General features: G+C 64.4%; 5 protein-coding genes. All 5 read right to left on the bottom strand.

Features of this window, described 5'->3' with window-relative positions; all coding sequences use genetic code 11:
• Window positions 1-18: 18 nt before the first annotated feature.
• Complete coding sequence (locus tag LCM4577_RS17360) at window positions 19-1,176, bottom strand: ABC transporter permease (RefSeq protein ID WP_071072448.1); 1,158 nt, start codon at window positions 1,174-1,176, stop codon at window positions 19-21.
• 11 nt (window positions 1,177-1,187) lie between these two features.
• Window positions 1,188-2,222: an ABC transporter permease gene (locus LCM4577_RS17355; RefSeq protein ID WP_071072446.1), complete on the bottom strand. Its 1,035-nt coding sequence runs from the start codon at window positions 2,220-2,222 to the stop codon at window positions 1,188-1,190.
• 150 nt (window positions 2,223-2,372) lie between these two features.
• Window positions 2,373-4,031, bottom strand: coding sequence for an ABC transporter substrate-binding protein (locus LCM4577_RS17350; protein WP_071072444.1), 1,659 nt, complete (start codon window positions 4,029-4,031; stop codon window positions 2,373-2,375).
• 275 nt (window positions 4,032-4,306) lie between these two features.
• Complete coding sequence (locus tag LCM4577_RS17345; protein WP_071072442.1) at window positions 4,307-10,360, bottom strand: translocation/assembly module TamB domain-containing protein; 6,054 nt, start codon at window positions 10,358-10,360, stop codon at window positions 4,307-4,309.
• A gap of 2 nt (window positions 10,361-10,362) precedes the next feature.
• A complete protein-coding gene (locus LCM4577_RS17340) occupies window positions 10,363-12,291 on the bottom strand; it encodes an autotransporter assembly complex family protein (RefSeq protein WP_071072440.1) in 1,929 nt (642 codons plus the stop codon).
• Window positions 12,292-12,490 lie beyond the last annotated feature (199 nt).

Here is a 12,490-nt window from a genome sequence, read left to right as displayed (position 1 = left end):
GGGCCTGAACCGCCACCATCAATCCTTCATCGACTGTTCGCGCAGCGAGTCCGCCAAAAGGTTCAGCCCCAGCACGAATGACATCAGGGCGATCGTCGGCGGCAGCGCTGGGTGGATGAAGGAACGCAACAGCCGGCTGGCGTCCTTGATCGCGGTGCCCCAGTCGGGGCTTTCCGGCGCCAGGCCCAGGCCGAAATAGCCGAGCGTCCCGAGCAGGATCGTCGTGTAGCCGATGCGCAGGCACGCATCGACGATCAGCGGGCCCCGCGCATTGGGCAGGATCTCCCACAGCATGATGTACCAGGGCGATTCACCGCGCGTCTGCGCCGCCGCCACATAGTCGCGCGTCTTGATGTCCATGGTCAGGCCGCGCACGATGCGGAACACGCCGGGGCTGGAGGCGAACACCACCGCCACGAAGATGTTGAGCTGGTTGGGATCGATATGGACGATGTGCAGCGGATCCTTGTCGAAGACCAGGCCCGCATAGATCCAGCCGCCCAAGACCAGCGTGATGCCGAGCAGGATATAGAGCCGGTCCGGCCGGTTCTTGTATCGGGTCCAGAACAGGACGCAGAAGAAGATGATCGGGAACAGGAAGAACAATCCCGCCATCGCATAGGGGATCGGCGTGTCCATGATGCCCGGCGTCACCAGGAGGTAGAACAACAGGATCACCGGGAAGGCCAGCACCAGATTGGCGAGGAAGGACAAGAGCGTGTCGATCTTGCCGCCATAGTAACCGGCCGGCAGGCCAAGCGTGATGCCCACCATCAGCGCGAAGCCGGTGGCGGCCGGCGCGATGATCAGAACGATCTGGCTGCCATAGACCATGCGCGAGAACACGTCGCGGGCGAGCTTGTCGCCGCCGAAATAGTAGACGAGTTTCGACGCCGGTTCGATAGCGCCAGGCAGCGTATCCTTCATCACCGAGACCTGAGCCAGCGGGTCGAAGGGCGAGATGGTGGAGGCAAAGATCGCCGTGAACAGCCAGAACAGGCAGATGAAGACGCCGGCGATGCCGACGCCGCTGTCGAAGAGCTGGCCGTAGAGCCCGAGCTTCCGCCTGTAGGTGAAGCTCACGCCCATCACCAGGATGAGCGCCACCCAGACCGGCCAGAACCGCCAGAGCACGCCGAGAACGACATCGAAGGCGCTGATATATTCCGTTTGCATCGGCCCTGCCCCTACTGAACCCTGATACGCGGATTGAGAAACGCGTAGCCGACATCCGAGATGAGCTGGGTGATCAGTACGATGAACACCGAGACCAGCGAGCAGCCGAGCAGCAGATCGATGTCGTTGTTGCCGGCGGCTTCGACCAGCGTGTAGCCAAAGCCCTGGTAGCGGAACATCACCTCGACGATGACGACGCCGGTGAGCAGCCACGGGAACTGCAGCATGATGACGGTGAAGGGCGCGATCAGCGCGTTGCGCAGCGCGTGCTTGATCACCACGCTGCTGAAGGACAGGCCCTTCAGCCGGGCTGTGCGGATATATTGCTGCGTCATCACCTCGACCATCGAGGCGCGTGTCATGCGCGCGATATAGCCTATGCCGTAGATCGCCAGCGTGATCACCGGCAGCGTGAAATTGTAGAACGTGATGCCCTGGCTGGYGGACGCCGCCGAGCCGTTCAGCCAGCCGAGCCAGGATGCGAAGATGACGGTGAAGATGACGCCCGACACATATTCGGGCGTCGCTGTCGAGGCGATCGAGGCGACCGACAGCACGCGGTCGGTGCGCGAGCCTTCGCGCATGCCGGCCAGAATCCCGATCAGCAGCGAGATCGGCACCATCACCGCCAGCACCCAGAACATCAGCAAACCGGTGGCGCCGAGCGCCGGGAAGAGCTTCGCCGCGACCGTCGTCTTGAACTTGGTCGAGCAGCCGAAATCGCCCTGCAGCACGCCGGAGAATTGCGGCTCGGTCGGGTCGTTGCAGAAGGAGAAGCGCTGCGTGGTCTTGCCGGTCGCCGGATCGGTGATCGGATGCTTCGRCAGGACGCCCAGCCACTGGCCGTAACGCAGGAAGAAATTCTGCCGGTAGCCATGGTTGACCAGCCAGCTTTCAAGCTGGTCGGCGGGCGTGTGCATCTCGGTCTGGCTGATCGCCAGCTTCTTCAGATTGGGCTCGAGATTGACGAGGAAGAAGACGACCAGCGTCAGGCACAGCATCGTGAGTAGTATCGTGCCGATGCGTCTGGCGATGAATGAGAACATGTGTGCCCCCCTGCCGGCCGGGTTGGGGTCAGATACGTTCAACCCTGTTTCGTAATGCGGATGGCGCCCCGCCGCCGCTGCAGGTCATGCAACGACAACGAAGCTGCAAATACGAGGGGCGGCTGCCCCTCGTATTCATCGCGCCATGGATCACGCCTGGTCGAGCCAGACCTTGCCGAAGTCGTGCTCGTAGGTGGGGTGCATCGAGTGGTTCTTCACCTCGGGCTTGATGTTGATGTAGAGCTTGCGCCAGTAAGGCTGGATGATGATGCCGGAATCCTGCAGGATCTGCTCGATGTCCTTCATCACGACCTTGCGCTTCTCCGCATCGGCGATGCCGAGCGCCTCATTAACCTTCTTGTCGAAGTCCGGATTGGCGTAGGCCGTCTCGTTCCACGCTTCGCCGGTGCGGTAAGCGATGGCGATCACCTGGATGCCCAGCGGGCGCATGTTCCAGTTGGTCTCCGAGAAGGGATACTTCGTCCAGTCGTTCCAGAAGGTCGAACTCGGCAGCACGGTGCGCTTCACCTTGATGCCGGCTTCGCGCAGCTGCGCCGCGATCGCGTCCGTGGTGTTCTTGTGGTAGTCCTCGTCGTTGCTGATCAGCTCGTGCTCGAAATCGATCGCGCCGGCTTCCGTCAGCATCTGCTTGGCCTTGGCGATATCGCGCTTGACCTCGGGCAGCTTGACATATTCCGGATGGATCGGCGCGACATGGTGGTTTTCGGCCGGCGTGCCTGCATTGCCGTAGCCGAGCTGCAGCACGGTGGCGTTGTCGACGGCAAGCAGCATCGCCTGACGAACCTTCTGGTCGTCATAGGGCTTGTGGGTGACGTTGAAGCGCGACACCACGGTGGCCGCCGTCACGACTTCCGAGACCGGCGCGCCGACATCGGCGATGATCTTGATATAGTCGGCGGTCGTTTCGTGGTTGGTGTGGACTTCGCCCGATTCGAAAGCCGAGACGGTCGCGGCCGGATCGGTGCCATAGTCGATGAACTCGACCCCGTCGAGGAAGGCCTCGCCCTGCCACCACTTGCCGGTCGTGCGGCGCTTGTAGACCACCTTCTGGCCGACATCATAGGAAACCAGCTCGAACGGGCCGGTGCCGATCGGGCAATTCTTGAAGTTGGCGCCCTTCTCATCGAAGGTTTTGTGCACCACCAGCGCTGGATAGTCGCACAGGTTCGGGATGATGGCGATGTCGGGCTTCGACAGCTTGAGCTTGACCGTCATGTCGTCGACCTTGACGACGGAGCCTTCGCGCAGCTTCTTGGTCGTGTCGTCGACGAGGCTGCCAAGACGGCCAGGCATCGAGTTGCCTTCCGCGCCCTTGTCGGCCCAGCGGGTGAAATTATAGATCACGTCGTCGGCGGTGAACTTGTCGCCATTGTTCCATTCGACGCCCGGCCGCACATGCAGCGTATACTCGGTGGCGTCGTCATTGATGTCCCAGCTCGCCAGCAGGTAGGGCGCGAAGGTGTATTCCTTCGTGTACTTCACCAGCGGCTCGAGCGCCTGGCGCTCGGCATTGGAGATTTCCGACCAGTCCGCCGTGCGCGGATCCTTGGGATCCTTGATGGACATGGCGACCTTCAGGACGCCGCCCTTCTTGCCCTGCACGTCCTCGGCCCTGGCCGGCGTCGGATCGGCGAGGCCGAGCATGCCGTAGGCCATTGCCGTCGATGCGCCGAAAACGCTGGCCAAAGCCAGAAATTCGCGACGGTCCACATTACCTGACTTGGCGTCTTCGGCCATTTTCAGGATGTGATCCGGAACGCGATCACCATTGCTTTTATAGATTGCCATGACTTACTCCCATTGTTGGCTTTCCGCCTTGTAACATTCCGCATCCAGGCCGTGATGTCAAAACACGGTGTGGAGTAGGAACATGCCGGGAATGTGCATCTTTGGTTGCAACCCGGTTCGCGCGATAGCGACAGTCTTGACGCAAATTTGTTATCGCGACGCCGATTTCCCAAAAAATCGTCGCGAACGATTAAATCAGTACATTTTATGCGGATAAGGCTCCCGCGCCCGCGGCGGACAGCCCCCCGGGCGAGCGCAGAAACGCAGGCTGAGCCTCAATATTCGCGTTCGTAGAAGACGCCGCCCTTGGCTTCGCCTGCATCGTTGGCCTCGCCGCGCAGCTTCACGCCGCGACCGACATTGAGGTCGATCGTCGCCTTGCCGGAACCCGGCTTGTCGCCCTTCTGTATGGTCACATAAGTGCGGTCGTTGAGGTATTTGCCGGCCGAAACCGCGGTGCCGCCCTTCTCGTCCGTCGTCACGTCGAGATCGTCGACGCCGATGGCGCTTTGCAGGTTCTCGAGCAGCGAGGTCGAGCCGCCGACGCCCGCCAGTTGCGCGGCCGCGCTTGCAAGTTGCGCGATCTGCAGCGGTGACAGTTTGGACATGGATTGGCCGAAGATGAGCTGCGCCAGCACCTCGTCCTGGGGCAGCGCCGGCACGGAGGAGAAGGTGAACTTCGGATCGGTCGCCTCACCCGACACGACGATCGTGACCGTGGCGCTGCTCGTCGTCGTGGTCGCCGTCATGTTGAGATAGGGAACCAGCGAACCCTGGAACCCGATCGTGCCCTCGGTGAAGGTCAGCCGTTTGGAGAGAATGGTCAGCCGTCCGCGCTGCAGGGTGAAAGTGCCGACCGCCTGCGGCGACGAGGCAGGCCCCGTCAGCTTCAGCGACCCGCCGAGCTCGGCGTCGACACCCCTGCCCTGGATGAAGATCTGGTTCGGCGCGTTCACCGTCACGTCGAGCGTCAGGCCGCTGCCGCTCTTGCTGCTGCCGCTGGACGTTGCCGGGCRCAGCGCCTTGTCCTGCGCCCGCACGGACGCCGGCGCGTTCTTGTGTTTGACATCCAGCGCCGAAAGCGACCCCGGCAGCTTTTCCGGGACAGTGATGACCGTCCTCGCCAGGTTGATCGTGCCGGCGATCACCGGCGCCGAGACGAGCGGCCCCTTGATCGTCAGGTCGCCGCCGAGATTGGCGGTCACCACCCGGCCGTCGGTGTAGCGGCCATCGATGAGCTTGATCGACAGGTCGGCCGGGAAGCCTTGCGCCGGCACGATGCCCACCGTGCCGCTGGCCGAAAGATTGCCTTTCGTCGAAAGCGTGCCGGTGAGCCGGTTGATCCTGGCGACGCCGTTCCCGATCGAAACGTCCGCCGCGATGTCGTTCACCGCAAGGCCGGAGCGGGCATCGACCAGCCGGGCGCCGGAGGTGCTGACCGTTCCGCCGATCACCGGCGACGACGCCGGGCCGCGCACCTGCACATTGACGTTCGCGGTTCCGGTCAGCCCCAGCCCTTGCGCGGCGAGTTTCGCGGCCAGGAAGGAGAACGGCACCTTGCCGTTGAAGTCGAGCACCAGGGCCGGCGTGCCCGCCACCGTCACCGAGCCGCCGCCCTTGAGGCCGAGGCCGGCGCCATCGCTGATATTGGCGTCGAAGGCGAGCTTGTTGCCGGCGAAAGTACCGGACGACGACACGTTCATGCCGCCGAGACCGGCGCCGCGCGTCTGCGAGGTCTGCACACCTGAAGCATCGATGTTGAAGGCGACCGAGGGGCTCGCCGGCGCGCCGGTGACCTTAACCGTGCCCGAGATCGAACCGGCCGCGTCGAGACCGGGCGAGAAACTGTTGGCGAGCGAGATCGGCACCCTCGCCAGATTGGCGTTGATGTCGAGCGCCTGCGCGACCTTGCCCGTCACCGTCGCCGTACCGCCGCCGAGATTGAGAACCAGCCGGTCGAGCGTCGTCACGCCGTTGGCGATGTTGATCGTCGAGGCCTGCGCGATCGCCGCCTTGATGCCCTGCACGGTCGCCTGGCCGGACGCGAGCTCGACGGTCGTCGTGCCGTTGGCGACCTTCACGCGGCCGGCGGCCTTGGCCGGGATGTTCTTGACGGTGGCGCCGCCCGAGAAGCCGGTCCAGTCGCCGTCGCGCTTGAGATCGACATTGATGCCGGTGATGGCGGTGCCGCCAGACGTCACGCTCTCCGCGCGCACCGTGCCGGCGATGACGGGTGCTGCCATGTAGTTCGCGATCTGCGCGTCGATGGCCACATTCCTGGCCGAGAGATCGCCGCGCTTGACCTCCGAAGTGTTCGCCTTGATCGCGACATTCGGCCCGTTGGCCGCCTTGGTGAAGGCGATCGTGCCGCGCACATTGCCCTCTGCCTTTTCCAGCGCCAGCGCGGCGAGCGGCCCGATGTCCGGCAAATCGAGCGAAACGGTGCCGACCGGCACGAAGGCGTCGTCGAGGGCGAGATTGCCCGAAATCTTGTTGGGGCCGAGCGACAGCAAAAGCCCGTTGATCGCGCGGCTGCCATTGGTCGTGGCGAGCACCGCGCTGCCCTGCAGGTTCTGGCCGGCGACATTTCCGGTGAGCTGCACATTCGCCGCCGGATTGGCGGCATCGGCCTTGCCGCTGGCCGTAAGCTTCAGCCCGGTGATCTCGCGCGCCGCGACCGTAAGCCGGTCGCTCTCCACCGTCATCGACAGGTCGGGCGCGATGACCGGGCCTTGCGCATTCAGGGCAAAGCCAATGGCGCCCTTGGCGTCTTTCGAGAGTCCCGAGACATCGCTCAGCGCCCCCCTGATTCCGGCGGCGAGCTTGCCGTCGGCAAGACTCGCCTGGCCATCGGCGCTGAGCGCGCCAGAATTCAGCTTCAGCCCGTCGACATTGACATTGCCTTTGGCATCGCGCTTCAGCACGGCGCTCAACGCAGCCGTCTCGCCAAGCATGCCGCGCACCGCGGCCGGCAGGGCGGAAGAAGCGACATCGGCCTTCATGGTGAGGTCGACCGCGCCGTCGCCCAGCGATATCCGGCCGGCGACCTGGCTGTTGAGCGCATCGCTGGTGAGCGAGCCGCTGTTGACGGCGACGGCATCGCTTGTCAGGCGGCCATTGACCTTGGCCGTGACCTTGCCGGCGATCAGCGGCGCGATCATGGGATTATCGAGGCCGATCCTGTCCACCGACACCGTGCCGGAAACCTGACCAGCCCGCCCCTTGAGGTCGAAGGCATCCGAATGCAGCGTGAGCGTCAGACCGTCCACCTTGGCCTGGCTGGCGGCAATGGACGGCAGGATTGCGGACACATCGAGCCGCGCTTGCGTGCTCTCGCCCGCCATTTTTGCCGACAAGGACTGGACCGCGATCTTGACCGGGCTTTCGGCGCTGCCGATCGTCAACGGCAGGCTGGCCCCGGATGATGTGAGGTCGAGGGAGAAGTCGCTGGCGCCATTGGGATTGAGGGTGCCGGCGGCCTTGCCGGAAATCCCTTCGCCCGACAGCGTGGCGTGGTCCAGGGCGACGCCGCCCGCCAGCGTGTAGCTGCCGGCAGCGTCCAGATCCAGCGGCCCCAGCCCCGCCTGCCGGGTCTGGCTGGTCTGGGCGCCCGCCACCTTGGCGTTGAACTGCACGTCGGGGTTGGACGACGGACCCGTGACATGCGCCGTGCCTTCCACCGTCCCAGCCCCATCGAGGCCGGACACGAAATCATTGGCGAGCGCCACCGGGAGGTTGGCGAGGTTGGCCGTCAGGCCGAGCGTCTGGCCAGCGCTGCCGGAAACGGTTGCCGAGCCGCCGCCGAGATTGAGCGCGAGCTTCTCGATTGTCGTCACGCCATTGGCGATGGAAAGGCTGGATGGCTCGGCGATGGCCGCCTTGATGCCGCGCACCGTCGCCTCGCCGGACGTGATCTCCACGCTTGTCGTGCCATTGGCGATCTTCACACGGCCGGTGGCGGTGGCCGGAATGCCGGACGCCGTGGCGCCGCCGGTAAAGTTCGTCCACTCGCCGTCGCGCTTCAAATCGATGCCGATGCCGCTGACGACCGTGCTGCCGGAGGTCACGTTATCGGCCTTGATCGTGCCCGAGATCGCCGGCCCTTTCAGGTAGTTGGCGATCAGCGCGTTGACGGTGATGGCTTTCGCCGCCAGATCGCCGCGCGCGATCGACGTGCTGGCCGCGTTGATGGTGACGGTCGGCGCCTCGCCCTCCTTGGCGAAGGCGATCGTGCCGTTGATATCGCCGGTGGCGGTCTGGTTGCCGAGCGCCGCAAGCGGTCCGATGTCGGGCACGGCAAGCGTCAACGTGCCGAGCGGCAGGAACTTGTCGTCGAGCACGAGATCGCCCGACACCTTGTTGTCGCCGAGCGCCAGGCTGAGACCCTTGATCGAGCGCTTGCCGTCGGCGGTCACCAGCGAAGCTTCGATGTCGAGCGCCTGTCCCTCGGCATTGCCGGTCAGCGAGAGGTCGGCGGTCGGATTGGCGATATCGGCCTTGCCCTTGGCCGAGAGCTTGATCTCCTTCACGGTACGGCCAGCCGCCGTCAGGCTGGCGCTGTCGGCTGACACCGTGAAATCCGGCGCAAGGCGCGGACCGCTTGCGCTCAGCGCGAAATTGACCCCGCCCGCAAGCGGCGTGCCGGCGAGCGACGACAGCGGCGAGACGTCGCCCAGCGTGCCCTTGACGTTGGCCTGAAGGTCCGTTCCCTGCATGCTGCCGGTGCCGCTGGCGCTGAGCGAGCCGGAGCTGATCTCCAGCGAGTTGGCGGCGAACGCGCCTTGCGGATCGCGCGTGGCGGTGGCCGAGAACTTCACCCGCTCGCCAAGCAGCGAGCTGATCTGCGGCGGCAACGCCTTCGAGATGGCGTCGGCGTTCATCTTCAGCGTCATCGACAGGTCGGCCAGCGCCACATTTGCCGTCAGCCCGGCATTGAGCGCGTCGCTGCGCAAGGTGCCTTTGTCGATGGTCACGGTCTCGCGGCTGATCGTGCCGGAAAGATCGGCGGCGAGCTTGCCGGTCACCAGCGGCGCCAGCGTCGCCACATCGGTCTTCAGGCCGGCGGCCGCGAGCCTGATGGCGACGGGGCCGCTGAGGGTCTCCACATCGAAGCCGTCGGAATGGATCTCGCCCGTAATGTTGTTGAGCTGGGTGCCGCCGACGGCGATCGACGTAAGCGACGTGCCGATATCGACCATCGGCGCTTTGCCATCGCCGAAGGCGCGCACCGTCGCCTTTTCGACCGAGACCAGGATCGGAACCGCGCTGTTGCCGACATCGACGGTTACCGGCTTGTCCTTGGCGGAGAGCTCCACCGCCAGGTCGCTGGCGCCCTTCGGATCGACATTGCCGGTCGCGGCACCGTGCACGGAGTCGCTCTCTATGGTGGCCTGCTCGATATCGAGCCCGCCTGATGCGGTCGCGGTTCCGGCGAGGTCGAAGCGCGTCTTGCCGGCAAACAGCGCCTTTATCTTCTCCGGCAGGAACCCTTCGAACTCGCCGTCGCCATTGGCCTCGATGCGGTGGCCCTTGTCGGTCAGCTGGTGCCGGCCGGTCAGCTGGCTGACGATCCGGCCGTCGACCATGAAGGTGCCGACGCCGCTCCAGTTGGCCAACGGCCCGCTGCCGGAAACGACGATGTTGACCGGCGGCGCATCCGGCAGCTTGAGCAGATTGGCGATGATGCCGCCCGCCGGCTCCGACGCCTTGAGATCGAGGTCGAGCTTGTTGTCGGCCGGCGCGAAGTGGATCTTGGCGTCGACATTGCCTTGCTTGCCATCATGGCGGGAAACGTTCAGCACGCTTTGGATCGCCAGCGGCGACGGATCGGCCTTGAGCGAGCCCTTGGCGGCCAGCTCGGCGATGCCGGAGCCAGCCAGTTCCTGTCCCAGGGCGATCTCCGGCAGGTCGATCTGCTTCACATCGATCGACACCGGCAGGCTCGTCGAGCCGCCCTGCGACGGCTGCTGGCTCGGCTGCGGCAGCCGCGCCAGCTCGATGCGCTCGGCGGCGAAGCGGTCGGCATTGAAATTTCGGGACAGCAGCGCCGTCGGCGACCAGTCGAGCGCCACTTTGCGCGCCACCATCCAAGGGCCGGCGCGGTCTTCCAGCACGACGTGGTCCACCCTGAGCGCGCCCGACCAGATGCCTTCGATGCCGGCGACCGTGACCTTGCGGTCCTCGTTCGAAGCCATCTTCGAAATCAGGCTGGCGAGGTTCTGGCGACCGCCTTCAGTGCCGGTCAAAACGACCAGCGCGCCGATCGCCACCACCAGCAGCAGAAGCAGCGTGTAAATTAAGATGCGAAGGACGCGCCAGAAAATCTTCATTGTCAGAACGCCTGGCCGATGCCGGCATAGATGCCGAAATGCGGATCGCCGGGATCGCGGTTGAGCGGCACGGCGGCGTCGATGCGCAGCGGCCCGAAGGGCGTAATATAGCGCAGGCCGACGCCGGCGCCGACCTTCACATCCGCGAAATCGGGGAAGGATTTGGTCGAAACCGTGCCGGCATCGACGAAGGGCACGATGCCGATCGTGTCAGTGACGCCGATGCGCATCTCGACGGAGGTTTCGAAGAAGGAGAGACCGCCGATCGGCTGTCCGTCGATGTCCTTCGGGCCGATGCCCTGGTAGGAATAGCCGCGCACCGAACCGCCGCCGCCCGAATAGAACCGCCGATCCGCGGGCACGTTCTGCAGGCCGGTGCCGACGATCGAGCCGAGCGTTGCGCGTTCGGCGAGCACGAACCGGCTCGCCGTGTCGAGCGACTGGTAGGTGTAGCCCTCGCCCTTCAGCTTCAGGAAGGTCGCGCCGTTCAATATGTCATAGCTGGGCTCGGCATAGGCGAGAAAGCGGAACCCCCTGGTCGGGTTCAGCTTGTCGTCGCGGTTGTCATAGACATATTGCAGCGGCACGCTGGCGATCAGATAGGTATGCTTGCCGAAAGCGTCCGTGATCCGCGAATAATCGAGGTCGAATTCGGCCGAGACCCGCTGCTGCTTGTCGAGGTCGTAGGAAACGCCGACGTCGCCTTTGACCGAGAAATGGTCATACGCATCGGGGTGTTCGAACACCGTCTTTATGCCGGTGAAGAATTTTGAGGTCGGTCCGAGCACGCCCGGCTTCTCGAACATGACGCCGGCATTGTAGTTGAGCGCCGAAAGGCTGTTGCTGCCGATGCCGCTGATGGAGCCGTCGATGCGCAGCTTCTCGGCCTGGCCGAACAGGTTGCGGTGGCCCCAATAGCCTTCGAGCCCCAGGCCTTCCGTGTTCGAGAAGGTGCCGCCGACGCCGAAGAAGCGCGGCTTGCGCTCGCTGACCTGGACGCCGATCGGGATGTTGCCGCTGGCGTCGAGGCTGTCGCCTTCCTTGATGGTCACGCTGTTGAAGACCTCGAGCCCGAGCAGCCGGTCGCGGGCATCGTCGATCTCCTGAGGCGAATATTGCTGGCCTCGCTTCAGCCCGGTCATGTATTCGGTGAAGTCGCGATCGACCTTTTCCGTGCCCTCGACCGTCGTGTCGCCATAGCCGGCGACCGGGCCGGCGGCCACCGTCAGCGTCACGTCCAGCGTCGAGTTGGCATGCTCGGCGACGATCTCGCGGTCGGTTACCTTGGCAAGCGGCCTGCCCTCTTCCTTCAGCGCCCGCACGATCAGCGCTTCTGCCTTGAGCACCGCGCCGGAGCCGGCATCGCCGCCGGCGATCAGGCCGAAGTCGGCTGCCGCCAATCCCGCTGCATCGCCCTTCAGCCGGATGTTGCCAAGCGTGAATTTCGCTCCGGGAGCAACCGTGACGACCACCGGAACGGGCTGCGGCCCCTTGAACTCGGCATCCGGCGGCAAGTCATCGATCGACTTGCCATCGATCGTGATGGTGACCACGCCCTCGTAGCGGGCATCGGCGTAGAGGGCGGCRACCAATTGTTCGCGGTCCGCGCGCGCCTTGGCCATCAGGCCGAGCGATCCGGACACCGGATGGTCCTCGTCATTTTTCAGCGCCGAGGCATTTTCAAGCGTCTTGACCAGATCCTTGTCGGCGTCAGGCGCATTGATCGTCACCGAATAGCGCAGCGGATCGACAATGTCGGCATCCTCGTCCTTTGACGAGCCCCAGAGCTTGATGCCGAAAATCTCGAAAGCCGCCGCCTGCCGTATTTCGCCGGCCAGCACGGTCGAGCAGACGAGCGCGAAAAGCAGGGCGCGCGGAAGCCCGCGCCCTGGCGCGAGCCCTCCTGACATCTGCGTTTCATGCGCCGGCATTAAGACAACCTAGTCGACAAAACTAAAATTGGAATGAAGTTCCGCAACGTTCGTAAAGGGGCCACAATCCAATTGTCTGAAATAGACCGGGCTTGGAATTCACACCTTTTGCGATTCCGCAAGAAAGTGTGATCCGTCTCACAGAGGTTCTGTCGAAATACCGGCCTTTGGCCGGCATGGAAACCGTTCGCGGGTGATT

Origin of the sequence: Mesorhizobium sp. LCM 4577 (genome assembly GCF_001854795.2) — a bacterium.
Lineage (GTDB): Bacteria > Pseudomonadota > Alphaproteobacteria > Rhizobiales > Rhizobiaceae > Mesorhizobium > Mesorhizobium plurifarium.
The sequence above is the reverse complement of the archived record's forward strand: the minus strand, read 5'-3'. Positions and strand labels throughout refer to the sequence as shown.